Origin of the sequence: Pseudoroseomonas sp. WGS1072 (assembly GCF_049340465.1) — a bacterium.
GTDB lineage: Bacteria > Pseudomonadota > Alphaproteobacteria > Acetobacterales > Acetobacteraceae > Pseudoroseomonas.
The window spans coordinates 108758-128288 of record NZ_JBMPSU010000003.1; the positions used below are offsets into that span (position 1 = coordinate 108758).

The following is a 19531-nucleotide window of genomic DNA, read 5'->3' on the forward strand; positions in this document are numbered from 1 at the left end:
CATGGCATTCGATCCTCTCCTGACTGCCGCTGGCCTCGGCTTTGTGCTCCTGGCGCTGAATGGTGCCGACCGCCTGACACGCCGGCGGCTGTCAGGATGGCGGGGCGAGCGCCTCGTCCGCCGGCTTCTCCAGGAGGGGAAGCTCAAGACGGCCCACGATGTCTACCTTCCGGTCGGTGTGGACGGGCACCTGACGCAGGTCGATCACTTGGTGCTCGCCGGCGACCGCATCGCGGTGCTGGAGACCAAGAATCATGGTGGCCGCGTCGCCGGGACGGCCCAGGCCAGCGAGTGGCGGCATCGCTTCTCCGGATTGTGGTTCAGCTTCCCCAATCCCCTGGGACAGAACCAGCTGCATCTCGAGGCCGCCATGGGAGCTACGGGGCTCGGCCCTGGAGCTTTCATTCCGCTGATCGTGCTCCCGCGCGCCCGGCTCAAGCTCGCCTGTGAGCCAGGCGCCGCGGCCGTCGACCTTCGCGGCCTGCAGGCGCAGATTGCCGCCTGGGGCGAAGAGGCGACATCAATCGAGACATCGACAGCCTGGTTTCGTCTGCTCGCAATCGCCGATGCCCTCGGATCCAAAGAGGATCTGCGCGATCGCCATCTGCGTCAGCTCGGGGTTCGCCGGCCCTGGCTGCGGGAGTTCGAGGTCATGGCAGGCTTCATCATAGGCATCTGGCTCATCTGGCGCTTTGGACTCCAGCCGTGGCTCTGGAGCTTGACATGAGGTGAGGGCGGCGGTGGCTGATTGGGCTTTTACCTAAGTAGAGGGAGTCACGGGTCGCGTGCAGATGCTTCGGCACCTGACTTCTGCGCCGCACGAGGTCAACCGGATCAAGGCCGGACAAGTGGTGCAGAAATCCTGATATCTGCAATATCCGAGTTTTGTGGTTTGCAGACCTAGCGCATCTCATGGCCAAACAGGCACCCCTGCCAGCCCCGCGGTTTCTGGCAGGCCGCAGATCAGGTTCGCATTCTGCACCGCCTGACCGGCTGCACCCTTGCCGAGATTGTCCACCACGCCCATCGCGATCACCAGGTTGCGCTCTGGATCGGCCGCGTAGCTGACGAAGGCGAGGTTGGAGCCGGTCGCCCATTTGGTCTGCGGCGGCTTGTCGGTCACGCGGACGAACGCCCGGCCGGCGTAGAAGCTCCGGGCCGCGTCCAGGCATTGCTCCGTGGTGGCGCGGCCACGGCAGTAGATGGTGACGAGTACGCCACGGGTCATCGGCACCAGATGTGGCGTGAACACCAGCCCGGCCGCGCTGCCGCCGCTCAGCCGCTCGATCGTCCTGGCCATCTCAGGCATGTGGGTGTGCTTGAGCAGACCATAGGACACCAGGTTCTCGTTGCTCTCGGCATAGCCAAACCGGCTGTCGGCGCCGCCCCGGCCGGCGCCGGAGATGCCGGTCTTGGCGTCGATGATGATGTTTTCCGGCTCGATCAGCTTGTTGGCCAGCAGGGGCGCCAGCGCGGTCAGCGTCGCGGCGGGGAAGCAGCCGGGGTTGGCAATGCGGCCGTGACCCTCGATCTGGGCTGGCCAGACATCGGCCAAGCCATACGCCCAACCATCGACGTAGCGGTGGTCGCCGCCGATATCGACGATCTTCACGTCCTTGGGGACGCGCGCCAGCGCCTCGGCCGAGCTGCCCGTGGGCAGCGACGCGAACAGTATGTCGAGCTTCGGCAGGGTCGCTGGGTCCCACTTCTCGATCACCAGCTCGGCCAGCTTCGCCGGCACCCCAGGGAAGCGGTCCACCAGACGGCTGCCGGCACTGCCTTCGCCCGCGGCGTAGACGAGTTCGAAGGAGGGGTGGCTTGCGATCAGGCGCATCGCCTCGCCGCCGCCAAAACCGCTGATGCCGACAATGCCGACGCGAATGCTCATGGTGGTGTCCTGCTGCTGGAGTAAGGGCAAAGAAAAACCCCCGGAGCCTAGGGCTGCGGGGGTTCGGAGATGCGGGCTGATGCCGCCTCGGGGGTGGACCGCTAGGGAGCGGACCTCACCGGGGAGGGGCCTGTCTGCACGCAGCCACGGAAGCCGCCGCCGAGAAGCAGCGACGGCGTCGATTCGCGGTGCGGAGGCGAAGGTCACCCATGGGACGGACGGTAATGATCCGCCTGAACATCTGTCAACGGGAGCTTATAGCTGTGCTCCCCTCCTAGGACTGCTTAGGGTCGGGGCGCGGCGGTAGCCCGACCCGGCGGAATAGAGCACCAGAACAGAAGGGGGCTTTCGGCCCCCTTCCAGGTCACCGGATCGCAAGCGGCATCATCGAAAGAGCACCGCGGCCGCCCAGTTCCTCCATCGCAGAGAGTGCGGAGCTGAGTTGCGAGGGCACCCCGATAGAAGAGGCGGCACTCCCACCCAGGAATGGCAGGCTCTGCTGCGGCATCAGGGCCTTGACGATTGTCGACAGAGCGCCCTCAGCAGGCTCGGACGCCTGAAGATCCAAGGGCGCATCGGCAGGAAGTCCCAGCTTCTCCCGAAGCAGGGCTTCGGCCTCCTCCAGACCGCCGAGCCGATCGACCAGCTTGCGTTCCAGTGCCTGCCGCCCGGTCCAGACCCGGCCGCCGGCGACAGCGAGAACCTCGTCTTCACTGAGGCCGCGTCCAGCGCCGACAACCCGCAGGAACTGTCGGTAGGTGTTGTCGAGGGAGGCATTCAGCCGTTCCATTTCACGCTCGCCATATCGGACAAAGGGCGAGTTGATCGATGCGTTGGCTCCGCGCTCGACGGCCGCCCAGTGCACCTGGAGGGTATCCATGAGGCGGACGAAGTTGATCTTGCCGGCGTAGACGCCGATCGAACCGGTGAGGGAGGCGGGATGCGCGACGATGCCCGCCGCATGGCTGGCGATCCAGTATCCGCCGGATGCCGCATATCCCATCATGCTGACCACCACGGGCTTGCCGAGCCGCCGCGCCCGTTCGATCTCGGCGCCGACGAGAGCCGAGCCTGTCGGTGATCCGCCCTGTGTGTCCAACCGCAGCAGAATGCCCCTGACCTCGGTGTCGTCGATGGCTCGGGCCAAAGCCGCGGCGAGCGGCCGAGGGGCGATTGACCCGGGCCGCGCCGGGCCAGAGGAATCCGGATCCTCGATCCCGCCGGAGGCATAGATCATGGCGATCCGCGTGCCCGCGACCGGTGATGGTCGGCCCGCAGCGAGGTAGCTGCGGACGCTAACGCGAATGAGATTGTCACTGCCGGCTTGGAATGCATCACGCTCGAAGGCCAGGCTGTCGATCAGCTTGGCTTGCAGGGCCTCCGGCGCAGTCAGTGGCGCGTGATCGATCGCCAGCTGCACAGCCTCGGCATCGAGGTTCCGGGCGCTTGCGATACCGTCGACCACCTGACCGAACAGGTCGTCGGCCAGACTGTTCAACATTGCCAGGTTGGCAGGGGAGGGGGCGCTGTTCGTCCAGGTCTCGGGACCAGACTTGTAGTCGCCTCGATGGCCAAACTGCGCCTCGACCCCGAGCATTGCCAAGGCTTCGGCGGCGAAGGGCGCTTCAAGACGCAGCCCGGTGATCTGAAGGCTTCCAATGGCTGGCATGCTGATCGTTCGGAAAGCGGAGGCCAGGTAGTAGGCAGCCGTGCCGGGCTGGCTCTCGCCGAAACTCTCCGCATGCACCAAGGTCGGCTTTCCCGATGCGCGGAAGCGCAGCACTGCGGCCCTGATCTCCTGCACATGTGGAAGGCTGCCGCAGCACCCAGCAATGACCCGCGCCTCCAGGCGCTGAATGCGCGAATCACGCGCGGCCCGGTCGATGGCCTCGATGACGTCGCGAAGGCGAGGCTGCGCCTGTCCCGGATTCAGCGCTTGAGCTACCGGGTGCATCGGCCCTGCGTCCGTGGGCGCCCGTGTTAAATCAAGACGGAGGACCAAGCCCGCCGTCGATTGCGGAAGGCTGGGCGGTGAACGCAACTTCAGCAGGGCGTAGGCGCCGCCGCCGGCGCCAATCAACGTGACCGCGCCTAACAGGAGAAGGAGCCCTCTCAAGGTGCGCCCCGCCAGACGGGCCATTCGGCGAACCATTCCAGGCGGCCTTGTATTCGAAGGTTCCATGTTGCGCCTCCTCAGCTCTGAGCTGGAACGGGCGCGGCGTGCCCGCGGATAAATGGATAAACTTGGCCTCGATGAAGGATAACGGGCGCCCGAAGAAAGACAGGCTTACCCTGCCTGGGGTCAAACACTGAGGCATTCTGCGGGGCAGCGTAGAGGTAAACCCAGTCGGGGAGCTCGCGACTGGCCTCTTGCAGGGCCTCAACAAAAGGGAAGCGTGCCAGCTTCTTGTGGACGAGTTCGCGCGTATCCAGCACTTCGAGGGCAATTCCTGCATTGGCACTCGATCCAAATGCGTAGCCGGCGCCAATTCCTAGTGCTTCGGGCGGAGCGCTGATCGAGGGAACTTCCGATGCCACAGCGATCCGGATCGTGCAGTGGACACCTCGCTCGTCGCAGGGCGGCGCCGTGAAGGTGAACTCGGCTCTATGGAGGGCTTGGTCCCCGAAGACAGTCTTCGCTACGGCGGTGCGACGCCGGTAGGTCAAGGCGTTGGCCAAGCCAACCGCTTTGAACCCGCGATCAAGAGCATCCCCTACGAGAGCCACAATGCGTACGCGCGCGGCCTCACCGTCCATCGCCTCAGATGGGGGAACCCAGGCGATGATCTGGTTGAAGGATTCCTTTGGAGGCGCATCGCGCGTCAGGAGAATTGAGGCGCCTGTCATCAACCCGCTTCCGAGGCTGGTGAATCCAGGAGCAGGAGAGGCAACGCTGGCCGCCAGACCGCCTGCATCGATCGCGGCTGGAAGAAGTTCCGATCCCTGCGATGCGCCAGGCGGGCTGTTTTGGCTGGGGCTGGCATCGCGGAGCGAACCCTGCGCTCCCGCTGCCCTCATGACCGTGAGTGCAAAACTGTCACCAGGTCTCGGCGGTTGAGGCGCTCCGGGGCTGCCGCAAGCGCTTAGCAGCGCGCCTACCGCCGCAGTGGCAAGCGACCGAATGTGCATTCTCATGAGAAGGCCTCCGGCGTTGAGAAGGATGCCGGCAGACTAGCGCACCCGAATGTGGGGCGGGACCTGGCCGAATAGAACATAATTAGTCGTATTACGGGGGGTCCTGTGCGCTTCGGACCTCCTTAATCTTCTCCGCTCTCCAGCGGAGGGTCCGATGCAGAACGCGGATTTGCACCCCAGCCTACCTGACACCAAGACGAAACTCGGCTGGCTTCCCGCCGGTGCAGGCCGAAACCTTCTGGTGAACGCCCTCCGCTTTGGCTGTGCCCTTGGCGGTCTCGCGCTCGGCGCCTACGGCTTCGTGGCGATCACGGCCGCCACGATCGATCCCGCCACCCTGGATCGAGACTTCGCCGAGCGGGTCATCGCGGTTTCCCTTCTCGCCGGCGCCCTGACCGCGGGCATCTGGGCGACGATCGGAACGCTGATGTTCGTCGCCTGGGCCCGTTTGCGGGGGAGTGACCCGTCATGAGGCCCTCAAAGGTCCTGCAATGCTGTGCCCTGGCGTGCCTGCCTCTCTTCCTGGCGCCAGCCACGCGCTCGGAGCAGCTCCGGTCAGCGGGGCAGGGAATGCCGCCTCCAACCGCTGGCCGGGAATGGACGCAGGGCGGCCGTGAAGGCTGGTTCTTCTACCGGGAGATTGTCGAACCTGATCCGGAGGAAGAGGAGCGCCGGCCGGAGCCAGCCCCCCAGGCCATCATCCCGCCGCCCTCGCCGCAGCCCCCCCCGCCGGGCCCTCAGCCAGAGCCGGCGCCGGCGGTATCCGGTCCTGCGCCTCTGAGCGCGGCCTGGTTTCGCGAGAGGCTGGAAGGCTATCGGGACCAGGCCATCGACGATCCATCGCCAGAGAACGTCCAAGCCTACCTCTATCTGCAGCGGATCATGCTGGATAAGACCAGCCGCTTCACGGAATCCTACCAGCAGGTCGTCGCCACCAATCCAGACCTCGATGCCAATGCCGAGCGGCCCCTGGCGCCCTTTGCCGCCAGCCAGGTCGATCGTATGGCCGCTCAGGCCCAGGATGCCCTGCTGCAGCACATCGCCCAGGATACCGGTATCCTCTTCGTCTACCGCTCGGATTGCGTCTACTGCGAGCAGCAGGCGCCGATCCTGCAGATGCTGGAGCGCACCCACGGCCTGAAGATCCTGGCCGTCGCGCTCGACGGGAAGCCCATGCCGAATGGCGCCTTCCCCAACTTCACCCGCGATGCGGGGCAGGCGGCCGTTCTGGGCGTGCAGCGCACACCCAGCCTCTTCCTCCTTCGGCCGCCCGGCGATGTCGTGCCGGTCAGCCAGGGCGTGCTGGCCCTGCAGGCACTCAAGGAACGCATTCTCGGCCAGGCCCGCATAGCGGGCTGGATCTCTGAGGAGGCCTGGCAGGCCACCCGGCAAGTCCAGAGCCGGTCCCTCGCCAACCTCGCCGATGTCCTCGATCCCGCAACCCTGACCGATCCGGCCGCCCTGGTCGCTGCGATCCGGCAGCATGTTGGAGACGCGCCATGACCGTCCTTGACCATCTGCGCCGGCGCCTGGTCGTGCCGGCGCTCGTCGCCGCCACTGGCCTCACCTCCGCGGCCCCCACGCCCGCCTCGGCGAATCTCGCCTCCGAGATGGAGCAGATGTTCAACGCCATGGCGGTCGCGACACCCCCGGCCGCCTTCGATACCGGCCGACGCGGCGTGCTGAGTGGCGGCGGCGTGAGCATGCGCAACCGCATCGTCAATGAGAGCATCGCTTCCTTTGTGCCGCCCTCGATCGAGGCCGGCTGCGGCGGCATCGACTTCTTCGCCGGCAGCTTCTCCTTCATCAACGCCGAGCAATTCACCCAGCTGATGCGCGCCGTGGCCATGAACGCGGCGGGCTATGCCTTCAATATTGCGCTGCGCTCCATGTGTCCCGACTGCATGAGCACCATCGAGACGCTGCAGCGGAAGATCCAGGAGATGAACCAGTTCTTCTCCAACAGTTGCCAGATGGCGCAGGGGATTGTCGCCGACGGCGCCCGGGCCCTGGGCCGCCAGGTCGAGACCGAGGCCTCGCTCATCAACACGATCGCCGGCGTCGGCGACGTCTTCGAGAGCTGGACCACCACGACCGGGACGGCGCCGATCCGCCAGGCCACCAATGCCGTGCCGGAGAGGGTCGAGCAGCGCATCCAGGGCAATCTCGTCTGGCGGGCGCTTCGTCGCCAGGGGGCCCAGAACTGGTTCGTCACGGGCGACATGGAGCTGCTGGAGATCATGATGAATGTCACCGGCACCGTCATCGTCGGGGACGTCGCCCCTTATGAAGGGGGCGGAGGCGAGAATCTGGCGATCCGCGTGCTGGCCCCCAAGACCCATCTTCTGGCGACCCTGGTCAGCGGCGGCACGGCGACGATCGAGGGCTGCTCGGACTACGGAGAGAATCAGTGCCGCAACCTCGTGACCAAGACCATCGACGTCACCGGCTTCGAGCAACGCATCATCACCGCCCTGCTGGGCTCCCCGACCTCCCGTGGCATCGTGGCCAAGATTGCGACCAATGAGGCGCCGTCGACACTGGAGCAGCAGACCCTGGCGATGCTGCCCTCGGGCTTGGGGGGCCTGATTGTCCGCCTTTCCTCCTATAGCCAGGATGCCGGCCGCATCCTGGTTGAGCGCTCGGCGCCACAACTCGCGCTGGAGATGGCGCGTGTCGTCATGGTGAGTCTGGTGGATGGCACAGCCGCTGCTGTGGCTGCCACGGAGCACCCCCACATCCGCCAGGTACAAGATCAGCTCGGCCAGGCCCGCTTCCAGGTGGCGCAGGAGGCTCTGCAGCTGCAGACGCGGTATGGCAGCCTAATTGAGACCGTTCGCGCCTATCAGGACCTGATGAACGTGGTGGGGTCGGCCCAGCTAAACCGGCCGTCCGCCACCCCGGCCTCTAACTGACAGGGGGCAGCGATGTGGCACATCTATTCGATTGGAGATGCCGAATTTCTTACCAGCGTCCTGACCGCCGTGGCCATGGTCACCGGCTCGGCCGACTTCTCCAGCATGGTGAAGATGTGCCTGGGGCTGGGCGCGCTGCTGACGGTCATGCAGGGCCTGGCGGCCGGCGGCATGACGATCCCGGTCGGCCGGATCTTCCTGAGCTGGCTCGTCTATGCCCTGGCCTTCGGCTCCACGACCATGGTGAGCATCACCAATGTCTACGACGGGACCGTGAGGACCGTGAACAGCGTCCCTGTCGGCATTGCCGCCTTCGGTTCTGCCATCAGCAGGATCGGCTTCTCGACGACCGAGCTGATGGAGACGGCTTTCTCCAGCCCGGCCATGACCGAGCACGGCTATGGCTCATCGCTGGAGACCCTGAAGCGGGTGCGCATCCATGGCCTGACGCAGTTCGGTCTGGGCGCGGCCAATTCGCCGGTCGCCGGCTCCGACATGATGCAATCATGGGTGAATTACATCAAGGAATGCACCGTCGCCGGCGTGCAGACGAAGAACATCAGCACCGAAACGCTGCGCCGCTCGGCCGACTTCATGCAGGCGCTGAAGTTCGACAACATCGTGAAGGGAACGCAGGTCCTTGTCGGCGGAGCCCCGCAGAACGTCACATGCGCGCAGGGTCATGAGCTGCTGGCGGCCTTTACCCTGGCATCGTTTCTACCGGCCTACGAGACCATCCTGACCAGCATCCTCAATCTGCCGGCGAGTACAACGGCGCTTCCAGCGATCGGCAATGCCCTCTCGGCCCTTGGCGTCACCAACGTCACAGCCCAGCAATTCGTCATCTCCTCCGTCCTCCTGCCGATCTACGACGAGGCGATGACCCAGGAGTACACGGAGACCTTCAGGGCGGCTTACGCCACGATGGTCCAGGACGCGGTGCGAGCCCGGAACGCCCAGTGGATGGGGCAGCAGTCGATGTTCGACACCTATGTCCGGCCGATGGTGACCTTCCTGGAGGCCTTCGTCTTCGCGGTGTCGCCTATCCTGGCGGGCATCATCGCCCTTGGCTCATTCGGGTTCAATGTCGCCGGGCGCTACCTGGGCATGCTGTTCTGGATCCAGCTCTGGACGCCGGTCCTCGCCATCATCAACCTGTTCCTGCACCATGTCGTGACAGGCCGGTTCTCGGCGATCAGCGCGGCAGGCAACCCGCTATCCAGCATGGCGGGCTTCGTGGATGCAGACTCCGTCCTCATACACTGGCTTTCGGTCGGCGGCTTCCTGGCCGCCTCAGCGCCAGCTCTGGCGCTGTTCCTGGTCGGCGGCAGCATCCACGCACTGACGCAGCTTTCCAGCAGAATGGCGGCGTCCGAGAACCTGACCCCCGAAGTGGTGGCGCCACGGACGATCGCCCGGCCCTTTGGTCGCATGGATATCGCGCCCCAGACCACACTCAACCCGACCTCGGGCATGCACAGGACAGGGTCGGAGGCGGTGCTCCCGAGCTTCAGCTACAGGCGGGAGAACACGGCCTCGGTTGAATCCACGCGTGGCGAGCAGCAGCTGGCCATGTCGGCCTTTCGCTCAGCGCTGGGGCAGGTCTTCACGTCATCGGCGCAGGAGGGACGAGAAGGGCGCGAGGGGCAGCTCTTCAATACCAGTGAGAGAGCCTCGCAAAGTGAAGCCTACCGTGTTGCCGAGAATCGGCTTGGGAGCGTCGCGCGCTCAATCTCGCAGGAGTACGGGGTCTCATACGGCCAAGCCCTGCAGTTGGCCGCCGGCTACTCATTTGGCGGCGGTGAGAGAGGGCTACGCGGCGTTAATGTCGGCTTCAATGGTACCAGCACTGCTCAGCTATCCGAATCGCAAGTGCAAAAACTTTCCTCGGACCTGAGCAGCCGGATCGGCGAGGACCGCCAGCTCTCCGCCGATCTCACCAGGGCGGCGGCCCGGGACCTCACCAGCAGCACAGGCGAATCCTGGCTAAACCAGGAGATGTTTAGCGAACAGCAGTCCGTCTCCCGCGCTGCCGAGCGCGCTGTGCAGGCGACAGACAGGTTCGGCGAGGCACAGCGCATGAGCCTCAGTACCGCAACGGCGATGAACGTTCCTGCCCAAGCCGCGGTCCAGGCGGTCATGCGCAGCCCGGCCGTTCGGCAGCGTCTCAGCGAAGCCACGACTCAGGCTGGCCTTGGAGCGGTCGCGCAGCGCTTTGCCAATCTGCCGGGGATGGCAGAGCACTTTGGCGGAAGCCAGGGGGCGATGGTGTATGCGCAGCTTCGTGCCCTGCAAGGCGACACCAATCTGGAGCAGAATCCGCCTACGACCCTGCAACGGCAGATGCGCGATCGCGCCTTCGGAGAGATCCTGGGCCAAGCGGTTGGCAGTTCATGGGAGTCCCCGATCGGGGCCGGGCGGAATCAGGGTCGCTTTGGTAACTCCGTTGGCAGCCCGGATTTGCCCCTTCCCCACGGCGCTGCCGGTGTGACCGATCGCGGAGCTCGGCTGCGCGCCGGCGTCAATGACAATTTCGGTGAAGGCCGTGGTCGCGGGCCTGATATTCCGGATCAGCACCAAGAGAATATAGCGCTGACGCGAAGCCTGGGCGCAGCGATGGCCGCTCCCACGGCTGAACAGATCAGGCAGAGAGAATCCACAGCGGCGCGGGCTATAGCTGATCCCGGACTCAGGGCCGATGTCCTGCGCCAATGGGGCGCCGAGACTTTTGGCGGCATTTGGGCAACGCTCAGGGCCGCTGCCGACGGAGCCTCGTTCGAACCCCAGGTTAATGAGCATCGGGAATGGGGTAAGCAGCACGGCCTGACAGAGGCGCAGGCGCAGTTTTATGGCCTGCGAGGCGCGCCCGCGATGTCGGAGACCGGGGAAGCTGCCGAGAGATGGTTGGCGCAGCGCCTGCCGGGTTACAATGACGCTTATTTCCGCAGGCTCGATGCATCTGAGGTCGCGGTGCGCGAGGAGGCCCGGAGTATGGGCATGGACCCGGACGCTGTGGTGGGGGTACTGCGCCATGCGGCCCAATCAACCAGGGCTGGCGCGGTCGGCGATCTGCAGTCGGTCGCCGGCATGAACGCGCGCAGGAGCGAGAGCGGCGCGCCTGGTCCGCTGCGGGACGCTTTGACGGGCAGTACCTCACCCCGGCCCGCAGCGCCTGACGTCGGCCGGGGATTTCTCCTGCACGAGGAGATGGGTCCCGGTAGCGGGCGGCTGCATTGGCCGGAGGGTAACAGCGGCGTGACTATCGGGCCCGGGTATGACATGGGCAGCCGGTCGGCCAGCGAGATCCGGGAGGATCTGCGATCTGTTGGCGTATCTCCGGCCGTTGCCCAGCAAATATCCGCTGCGGCTGGACTGCAGGGCCCTGCGGCTCAGGCCTTTGTCGAGCAGAACCGCTTCGTCACACGCCTGTCGCGGGATCAGGAGAGCATGCTCTTTGACCGCGTCCGGCCGGTCTATGAGCGGACCGTAGATAACGCGGTCGGCGTTCCCGTGAATGGAAATGAACGTGCTGCACTCGTGAGCCTGGCGTATAATTTGGGGCCGGCCGGCTTCCAGAGAAGCCCGGTTGTCGAGCGGCTGAACGCTGGTGACCGGGACGGGGCTGCCCAGGCGTTCCTGGAGCATTCCAACCCGGAGCGCCGAATGCGTGAAGCAGCGCTTTTCCGGCGGCTCCCCGAGGGGCCGGCTGTTGCAAGCCGATAATGCTTAGAACGAGTATGATGACGAGAGTCTCAAATGCCCATCGGGAATGGAGGGTTTGGCAATGGAGCTTCTCTTCTTCTGCGCGGTCGTCATATGCTTGTTAAGGCGCCTGAAAAGTGGCGGTGCGCCGTCGAACATTTATTGGATGCCTTCGGCGCTGCTGCCCATTAACCATCCTCAACGCCTCATGGACGAGGCGATGGATAGAGAATGGGAGCGCATGGCTGCAAGTAGGGAATGGGACATGGCTATGGATCAGCAAAGGGAATGGGAGAGCATGATACAGGACTAAGCGAGACCGTCGGCCGATCCGATAGGGTTCATGGGGCAGACTTGGAGATGCTCGCGTCGGTTGCCTACTCCAGCCCGAAAATCCATCTCGAGATCCTTGCTCTTCTGGGGCGGCCCAATGGCCGGCTCCTTTTCCTGGAACGGCACACTCTTCTCGGCCATGACAGCCTAGGCTTCCTTCTGCAGCTCGGTTCATCCAGAGACTGACAGCCTGGACTTGACACCGATCGCAACCCTCTGGGCAAACAGGGCAAGGGCGCGAGACATTGCTGCTACGATTTTGGTATCGCTGGCCCCGGCCACAGGCTCTTTCAGCGAAACACGCTCGCCGGCAAGGGTCTCGCGTCCGGCGCCATCCAGGAGGCGCCAGCGCCCGATGAGGATAACGTCAGTTTCCTCCTGGGCCTCGAAGACCTCCAAGTCCACAAGGACTTGCCGCGCTGGCCGCTCTGCTGGCGGGGCGGTGACGATGACCACGCCCGGCAGGCGCTGCGCAAGGGTGCCCGCCAGAGCCCGCGTGGCTCCCACCGATAGGCGCTCTCCCCATCGGCCAGTTTGACTAGGTGCCACCACATTCCCGGCCCGGCGGACCAGAAGATCAGTCACGTCGAGATAATCCGGAACAAGGACTGGCTTTACCTCCACGACCGCACGTCCCGTGAGTGGTTCGACACCCGGAACCTCGGGATCGGAGCCACCCAGTACGTACACGGTCGGCGGCGGCCCTGACGAGCCACAGCCTTCGAGCGCCAGCACCGGCATCGCCATCAGGGCGAGAGTTGCCCGACGGGAACGCTGCAACGGGACATTTGGCCTAGGTTTCATCGCGCATCCCTCCCACGCAATACGGCGCTTGGATCACGTTCGATCGTCCGCGCGAAGCCACGCAACGAGCCGGCGCTGGCGGCAAGGTCTCGGATGGCCGCTTCGAGGTCACCGCGGACCTGAGAGCGAGGGGCTGTCAGGCTATTCAGTGAGGCGAGCAGCGTCTCCGCCTGTCGGGTGGCCCGGTCGGCTGATCCCAACACGCGCGCCAGCTCGGCACCTCGGGCATCGATCTGACGCCTCGCGCCAGCGGCAAGCTCATCGACCTCCTGCAACGTGTGCGTCGTATCGGCATGTAACTTGACCACTGCCTGCTCGGCTGTGCCCAGGGCACGCGTTGCCGTTTCGACACTTCGCTGCGCGCTGTCCAATAGGGGTTGCAGTGCTGTGTCGAGGCGCACCGCCATGCGCTCGACCGCTATCAGAGTTCGCTGCGCGGTCTGCATGACCTCCTGCACAGGAACCTCGGCCAGCGTACTGCGCAGCCGGTCGAAGTCGGAAGGTATAGCAGGTATCTGCACTATGCCGCCGGTCTCCGTAGGGAGCAGCTCTGCCGGCGTGTCGGGCCGGAAGTCGAGATCCACGCGAAGTTGTCCGGTCACAAAGCTTTGGGAATTGAGCTGCGCTCGAAGCCCGGCCGCCACCATCTGCTCGAGCCCCGGCTCGCCGCGCGCGGATTTTTCGCCCTCTCGGAACACCTGGCCCGGCAGCAGCTCGATGACCACGGGTATCCGCGCAGCCCCGCTCGTGGACAACCGCAGCGCGACGCTTTGAACCGAGCCTAGCCGGACGCCGCGGAATGTGACCGGTGCGCCGACATCAAGGCCGGCAACAGACCCCTCGAAAAAGACGACGGCACGTGTAGCCTGGGCAAACAACCGGGTGCCGCCGAAGAACAATATGCCGGCGACGCCGAGCGCGAGTGCACCGAGGAGAAAGCCGCCAACGACGGCAGGTCTAGCGGCGGCCATGCTGGTCGTCCTTGAAGTTTGGCTGGTCCGGCCGGGCACGCTCCATAAAGGCGCGCACTGTGGGGTGATCACAACTATCGCGCAGTGCCTTGGGAGAGCCGTGAGCGATTGCGGTGCGTGTCTCGGCGTCCAGGAAGAGGCCATCGTCACAGATGGCGAAGAGGCTGGGCAGTTCATGACTGACCATGACAACCGTGGCACCGAGGCCGTCCCGCAACTCCAGGATAAGATCATCCAGGCGCTTTGAGGTGACGGGATCCAGACCGGCCGATGGCTCGTCGAAGAACAGGATGCTGGGATCGAGGGCGAGCGCCCGGGCCAGGCCGGCGCGCTTGCGCATGCCGCCGGAGAGGTCCGATGGCATCTTGCCACCGGCGGTCCCCATGCCGACAAGGGACAGCTTCAGCCGCACCAAAGCGTCTATCGAAGGTTGATCGAGGCGGGTCAGCATTTGCAGAGGCAGAGCCACGTTCTCGGCCACAGTCATCGAGCTCCACAGTGCTCCGCTCTGGAACAGCACGCCGAAGCGCCGGCCGATCTCGGTCCGGCGCGCTTCGGTTGCTGCCCAGTAATCCTCATCATCCACCAGGATGGTGCCAGCTGCGGGCCGCAGCAGCCCGATCATCGCCTTCAGCACAGTGCTCTTGCCGCAGCCGCTGCCTCCCATCAGCGCGAAAATCGAGCCGCGGCGGATGGAGAAATCCAGATTCCTTTGGATGACCTTCTCCCCAAAGGCCAGCTTCAGGCCCTGGGCACGCAGCCGGTCTCCTTCGGCGATGTCTTTAGCCATGACTCAGATCCCCAGGACGTCGGCGCAGACGGCGAAAACGGCATCCAGCGCGATGACGCCGATGATCCCGGCGACGACAGCACCGGTCGCGGCGCGACCGACATCGGCGGCGCTGCGCCCGGCCTTTAGCCCAATGTGGCAGCCGGCCAAGGCGACCAGCGCGCCGAAGGCGATGCTCTTGACCAGTCCGAACAGGAACTGCGTGCCGGAGATCGCCTGTCGGGTTTCTTGGAGATAGGCCGCTGGTGTCAGATCGAGGGTTGCCACGCCGACAACCAGGCCGCCGAGCAGGCTGACCGCACAGGCATAGATGTAGAGGAGCGGCATCATGGCGACGAGCGCAGCGATGCGCGGCAGCACGAGATAATCGTAGACTGGGATACCGAGCGCCTTCAGTGCATCGATTTCCTCGTTACCTTGCATCGTGGCAATATGTGCAGCGTAGGCACCCCCTGTCCGGCCGGCCATGACGATGGCGGTCATCACGGCCGCCATCTCGCGCACCATTGCGATACCGACCAGGTCGGCGACATAAATCTCGGCCCCAAAGCGGCGCAACTGGACGGCGCCGACGAAGGCCAGGATGCCGCCCACCAGGCCATTGACGATCGCCACGATGCCCAGCGCTCCGGCGCCCGCCTCCCGCATCAGCTGCAACACATCCACCCAGCGCGTGCGTACGCGTCCCCGCAGAGCGGCGCCGGCGCGCAGCACGGTGTCGCCAATCAGGGCGGCGACGGCGACCGCGTCCGCCCAGCCGGCAATGCCGCTTTGGCCAATCCGGGTGAGCAGGGGGGCCGGGCGCGGCGGCGCCGGGGCCGGGTCGGATGCCGTTTCTGCTGCCAGAGCCAGGAGACGGCGAATTGCCTCGGGCAGCCCATTTTCATCCAGGGCGACCGGCGGCAAGGCTCCGCCGGCCTGCGGGGTCGCCGCAGCCTCACGTAGTGCCTGCAGGAAGACCACAAGGGCACTGTCCCAGCGGCCTAGCTCGTCCACTTCGAAGCGTAGTCGCGTCGCGCCATTGCTCTCGGTTAGTACCCGCTGCGCCGCTGCGGCGTCGCGCAGCCCACTCTCGCTGGCAATCCAGTCACCGGTCAGACGTAGCGCCGCCTCCGGCCCATATCGGTCCAGCTGCCACTGGGGCGGCGTGCAGGACGCGGTCATGGGGCAGCGCTCCAGAGGCCCGGGATAGCGGAACTGGGGGAGATGAGCCTGCTCATAGGGCTGACCGGGCGGAGGCCCCGGGATCACCAGAGCGGGGTGCCAGGACGGCTGCGAAAACCCATTCCAACAGCGAGAGCAGCGACAGGCCGAAGATGACCCCGGCCATGGTGAGACTGAGCCGGGTCGCGGCCGTCTCCAGCGGATGGACATCGACCGTGGCCCCCGCCACGATCACAGCTACGACGGAAAGGCCAAGCTGGTAGGTATTGGCCGACGCGCGGCCAGCAATCATCCGCTCGGCGAAGATCAGGGCGGCCAGGAAGACCAAGCCCAGCAGGATTGGGAAATGCGTCTGGAAGGTGAAGATCACGAGGATCAGCAATCCCGCCGCCCCGCCAAGCAGGGTGGAGCTGATCCGCTCCCGCGCCTCCGTACGCTGCGCCTGCCGCGTCGGATAGGCCAGCACCAGGGCCAGCATGATGACGAAGATCAGGTCAGAGGGCGAGGCGATGGTCTGGAAGGCGAGCAAAACGGGTGCCAGGATGGCCAGGCGGAGCAGAGCCTGCAAGGCCGGTCGCTCCACCGCTGGCGGAGACAGCGCAGTGGGCGTGGTGGCATCAGTGCGCGGCGGCAGGAGCAGGTTGAGGCACGGGATCAGCAAAGCGGAGACGGCAGCGGTCGCGGTGAAGGCGTCACGCATGGCCTCGGCTGCCAGACGAGATTGGCCGAACATCGCGCCGATCATCACGGTGAAGACGAGCAGCATGACGCCGAGCGGATTTCCGCTACGCACCAGCAGGTAGAAGGCCAGATAGCAGATGCCCAGCAGCGTGAGGAACTGCACGGCGAGCATTCCCTGGGTCAGCACGCAGAGAGCGAAGACCAGCCAGATCAGCAGGGTCACGAAGGCCATGCCGACCAGGGTCTTCACCGGCGTATAGGGGCCGCGCTGCCCGCAGAGCAGGCTGACCAGGAGTGACGGCAGGACCATACCTGGATCGACCTTCAGGGGCTCGATCAGCAGGAAGCCGATGGCGATGCCCAGCGCGCAGCGTAGACTGAAGAGCGGGTCATCTCGGCGCGAGGGGCGGGGAGCGGCGGACATGCGCGCGCCTCAATACAGGTAGGAGAGAAGAGTCGCGCCGCGCATCAATCCCTGAGCAATCCACCAGAGCGGACCGGACTCTTCGCCGGCGGCATTGACCACCAAGGAAACCTTGGCGCCGATGCGCACCTTTGGCGGCACGTCATCCTGCGACACTTCGATGCGCACCGGGATGCGCCGCGCCGGCTCGAACCAGCGGGTGCTGGCCTGCGGCTGAGCCAGGCCGCCGGAGCTTAGCCGGCCCGTGTCGATACCCCAGGCGATGCTCTGCACCCGGCCCCAGAAAATCCGCCCTGGCGCCACGTCGAAAGCGATCTCCACGGGGTCGCCCGGGTCAATGTTGAGCAACTGGTTCTCACGGAAATCGGCCACCAACCAGCCGCCTCGCGAATCAATGACCGTCAGAAGAGGCTGGCCGGCAGCGGCGTACTGGCCGACCGTCAGAGAGAGGTTGGTGACCACACCATCCGTGGCTGCGATAACAGTGGTGTTCAGCAGGTCAGTGCGAGCCTTCTGCAGCCGCGCGGTTGAGGCCACGACCTGTGGATTGTCCGAACTGGCGGAGCCCAATTGGCGCGTTGCCTGGTCACGCTGCGCCTCGGCGGCCCGAAGAGCAGCCTCGGCCGTCCGCAGATCACCACGGGCATCATCGGCACGGGCCTGGGGATAGACGCCGCGCTCGACCAGCTGCAGGGTGCGCGAGGAGACGGCGCGGGTATTCTGGAGGGCGGCATTGGCTTGGGCCACCTGCGCCTCGGCGGCGGCAATGCCGGCGACGCCTGCGCTGGTGGCCTGCAAGGTCTGAGCGAGCTCGGCCTCCATCTGGCGGACCGCCAGTTCGTACAAAGTAGGGTCGATGCGGAACAGCGGCGTGCCAGCCGGGACGTGGCTGTTATCCTCCACCAGCACTTCGGTCACCGGCCCGGAAACCTGGGACGCCACCTGTGCGACGTAGCCGGCAACAGCGCCGGTGCCGGAGTAAGGGGTCCAGCGATCAGCCGCCGCATACCAGCCCGCCAGACCCAGAAGCAGCACCGCGACGCCGATACCAGTGATCAGAGCTGGCTTACGGCTGTCCGATGCCGGTGTTGGTGATGGAACGACATTCAAGACTTCAGAGCTCATGCCGGTTCTTCATTCTCTCTGCCAAAAAAAATGGCCTGCACGATCTGCATCCTGTTGCAGCGGGAATTTTTTCTTCCGGCTTCATACCATTCCACGGCGGATATGCTCGGGAGCGGGGATTGCTTTCGCCGATAGGCGGATGCGCCTTCACAGCGATGACTTCGACCTATCGTGAGCAAGACGCCTCCCGGGCTGACTTTATCGACCCACGACAATGGCTACCGGCAGCCCGCCGGAGGTACCGCAACGTGTCTACAGCAGGTCGAGGCATTTTACAAACCAACCGTATCGCTTTATTATGCGCAGATCTAGAGCGTTGGCCTCTAGCCGGGGCCGACGCTCCGCGCAGGTCAGAGGCAGTCACCTCACTCAGGGGTAGGTTATGGACAATCCTACGCGTTCGCGCCGGTCTCGTTCGGCCGCTCTTGAAGCGGCATTGATCATCATCGAGCGAGACGGGCCCGGCCGACTCACGCTGGATGCCATGGCGCGTCAAAGTGGAATCAGCAAAGGCGGGCTGATGCATCAGTTCCGCACAAAGGATGCCGTACTGCGAGCTCTCCTCGACCTTCAGCGAGAGTATTTCTCCACCTTCTCCCGCGATTACCTCCTCGAGATCGGAGAGAACGCCCCGGATGCGCTCCTGAACGCGGAGATCGCGACGGCGCGCGAAGCCATCACCATGCAGCGTTCCGTTGCTTTTGCGCTTTTGGGCGCCGTCGCCGAGGATCATGGCCTGCTTGATATTGAGCGAGCTAATGCGGCGGAGAAAATAGCCAAGATCAGGAATGACTCGCCCGCCCCCGATGCCGCGACCATCCGATGGCTGGCGGCCAAGGGATTGGCTTTCTCGGCCTTGCTCGGCCTGTGCCCTTTCACGCCGGAAGACCGGGAGCATTTCTTTGATCTTCTTCTGCAGCCAAGGGGATGCCCAGGGGCCGGCGGCAGTGCATTCGGTCAGGAAGAACAGAAGCGGGCTCGAACCGCGCAGAGAAGGAAAGGACAAAAATCATGCTGACCTTAGAGAGCCTGCTCGCGGAGCGCGCTGCCCGCCGGGAGGCGAGCTTGGCGGAACAAGAGGCTGTGCGGTAGCGGGCACAAAACGATTCCGAGGAACATCGCCGCCGATTTGAGGCCTATCTTCTTACGGAAGGGGACACTGCTAAGATCCACACCCGGGTTTGCTCCGCCATCGCAAAATGGGCCGAAGTCTTGTGCAGGATCTCATTGGCCTGCCGCAACTCGCGGACCTCGCCCTCCAGTACCTTGAAACGCCCGCGCTCCTCCGTCGTCGTGCCGAGACGATGGCCCGTATCGCGCTGCGCCTGCCGCACCAACTTCCGGAGCGTCTCGGCCGTGCATCCGATCTTGGCCGCGATCGAGCCGATCGCGGCCCACTGCGAGGCATGGTTGCCCCCATGCTCAAGCACCATTCGCACCGTCCGCTGTCGGATCTCAGGCGAAAACCGGTTCGATGTCTTCTTCGTCATAGCCCCATCCTCTCAACAGTTGGGGCCTCCGACACACCCGGGGCGGTTCATAGCGATCGCGGCGTATTACCTGACAGGACTGTACTAAGGCGGCGGGATTCCCAAGGCC

General features: G+C 65.1%; 16 protein-coding genes and 1 pseudogene. 7 read left to right on the forward strand and 10 right to left on the reverse strand.

Features of this window, described 5'->3' with window-relative positions; all coding sequences use genetic code 11:
• Position 1: 1 nt before the first annotated feature.
• A complete protein-coding gene (locus ACF3NH_RS20455; RefSeq protein WP_422925547.1) occupies positions 2-727 on the forward strand; it encodes a nuclease-related domain-containing protein in 726 nt (241 codons plus the stop codon).
• A gap of 183 nt (positions 728-910) precedes the next feature.
• Here the strand turns inward: ACF3NH_RS20455 and argC are convergent, their stop codons facing one another.
• The 3 genes from argC to ACF3NH_RS20470 all read right to left on the reverse strand — a co-directional run bounded on the left by argC (position 911) and on the right by ACF3NH_RS20470 (position 4735).
• Positions 911-1888, reverse strand: a complete 978-nt coding sequence (argC, locus tag ACF3NH_RS20460) for an N-acetyl-gamma-glutamyl-phosphate reductase (RefSeq protein ID WP_422925549.1) — start codon at positions 1886-1888, stop codon at positions 911-913.
• Positions 1889-2252: 364 nt separating this feature from the next.
• Positions 2253-4028 carry a S49 family peptidase gene (locus ACF3NH_RS20465; RefSeq protein WP_422925551.1) on the reverse strand — a complete coding sequence of 592 codons (1776 nt, stop codon included), beginning with the start codon at positions 4026-4028 and terminating at the stop codon, positions 2253-2255.
• Between the two features lie 53 nt (positions 4029-4081).
• Positions 4082-4735, reverse strand: a complete 654-nt coding sequence (locus ACF3NH_RS20470; protein ID WP_422925553.1) for a hypothetical protein — start codon at positions 4733-4735, stop codon at positions 4082-4084.
• A 442-nt stretch (positions 4736-5177) separates the two neighbouring features.
• Here ACF3NH_RS20470 and ACF3NH_RS20475 point away from each other — a divergent pair, with 442 nt between their 5' ends.
• The 5 genes from ACF3NH_RS20475 (at position 5178) to ACF3NH_RS20495 (ending at position 11953) form a co-directional block, all read left to right on the forward strand.
• Positions 5178-5495: a hypothetical protein gene (locus ACF3NH_RS20475; RefSeq protein ID WP_422925555.1), complete on the forward strand. Its 318-nt coding sequence runs from the start codon at positions 5178-5180 to the stop codon at positions 5493-5495.
• A gap of 98 nt (positions 5496-5593) precedes the next feature.
• Positions 5594-6526 (forward strand): conjugal transfer protein TraF, encoded by a 933-nt coding sequence (locus ACF3NH_RS20480; RefSeq protein WP_422925557.1) that lies wholly within the window; start codon positions 5594-5596, stop codon positions 6524-6526.
• Positions 6523-7938 (forward strand): conjugal transfer protein TraH, encoded by a 1416-nt coding sequence (locus ACF3NH_RS20485; protein WP_422925559.1) that lies wholly within the window; start codon positions 6523-6525, stop codon positions 7936-7938. Before ACF3NH_RS20480 ends, ACF3NH_RS20485 begins: the two co-directional genes overlap by 4 nt.
• A 12-nt stretch (positions 7939-7950) precedes the next feature.
• The gene (locus tag ACF3NH_RS20490) at positions 7951-11661 is read left to right on the forward strand and encodes a conjugal transfer protein TraG N-terminal domain-containing protein (RefSeq protein WP_422925561.1); all 3711 of its coding nucleotides are present in this window, start codon (positions 7951-7953) and stop codon (positions 11659-11661) included.
• Between the two features lie 61 nt (positions 11662-11722).
• The gene (locus tag ACF3NH_RS20495) at positions 11723-11953 is read left to right on the forward strand and encodes a hypothetical protein (protein WP_422925563.1); all 231 of its coding nucleotides are present in this window, start codon (positions 11723-11725) and stop codon (positions 11951-11953) included.
• A gap of 191 nt (positions 11954-12144) precedes the next feature.
• On the opposite strand, the gene ACF3NH_RS20500 is transcribed toward ACF3NH_RS20495, so the two are convergent.
• From ACF3NH_RS20500 to ACF3NH_RS20525, 6 genes are read right to left on the reverse strand one after another with little or no spacing between them, the layout of a single operon-like run.
• On the reverse strand, positions 12145-12720 hold the full coding sequence (locus tag ACF3NH_RS20500; RefSeq protein ID WP_422925565.1) for a PqiC family protein: 576 nt from the start codon (positions 12718-12720) through the stop codon (positions 12145-12147).
• A 53-nt stretch (positions 12721-12773) separates the two neighbouring features.
• The gene (locus tag ACF3NH_RS20505; protein ID WP_422925567.1) at positions 12774-13748 is read right to left on the reverse strand and encodes an MlaD family protein; all 975 of its coding nucleotides are present in this window, start codon (positions 13746-13748) and stop codon (positions 12774-12776) included.
• Positions 13735-14538 (reverse strand): ABC transporter ATP-binding protein, encoded by an 804-nt coding sequence (locus ACF3NH_RS20510; RefSeq protein ID WP_422925569.1) that lies wholly within the window; start codon positions 14536-14538, stop codon positions 13735-13737. Before ACF3NH_RS20510 ends, ACF3NH_RS20505 begins: the two co-directional genes overlap by 14 nt.
• Positions 14539-14541: 3 nt before the next feature.
• A complete protein-coding gene (locus tag ACF3NH_RS20515) occupies positions 14542-15702 on the reverse strand; it encodes an MlaE family ABC transporter permease (RefSeq protein ID WP_422925571.1) in 1161 nt (386 codons plus the stop codon).
• 52 nt (positions 15703-15754) lie between these two features.
• A complete protein-coding gene (locus ACF3NH_RS20520; RefSeq protein WP_422925573.1) occupies positions 15755-16807 on the reverse strand; it encodes an FUSC family protein in 1053 nt (350 codons plus the stop codon).
• Between the two features lie 9 nt (positions 16808-16816).
• Positions 16817-17932 carry an HlyD family secretion protein gene (locus ACF3NH_RS20525; RefSeq protein WP_422925575.1) on the reverse strand — a complete coding sequence of 372 codons (1116 nt, stop codon included), beginning with the start codon at positions 17930-17932 and terminating at the stop codon, positions 16817-16819.
• Positions 17933-18368: 436 nt separating this feature from the next.
• Between ACF3NH_RS20525 and ACF3NH_RS20530 the strand changes: the two genes are divergently transcribed.
• Positions 18369-18950, forward strand: a complete 582-nt coding sequence (locus tag ACF3NH_RS20530; RefSeq protein WP_422925577.1) for a TetR/AcrR family transcriptional regulator — start codon at positions 18369-18371, stop codon at positions 18948-18950.
• 158 nt (positions 18951-19108) lie between these two features.
• Here the strand turns inward: ACF3NH_RS20530 and ACF3NH_RS20535 are convergent.
• Positions 19109-19422: pseudogene (locus tag ACF3NH_RS20535) on the reverse strand (transposase); the annotation flags it as partial.
• Positions 19423-19531: the final 109 nt, after the last annotated feature.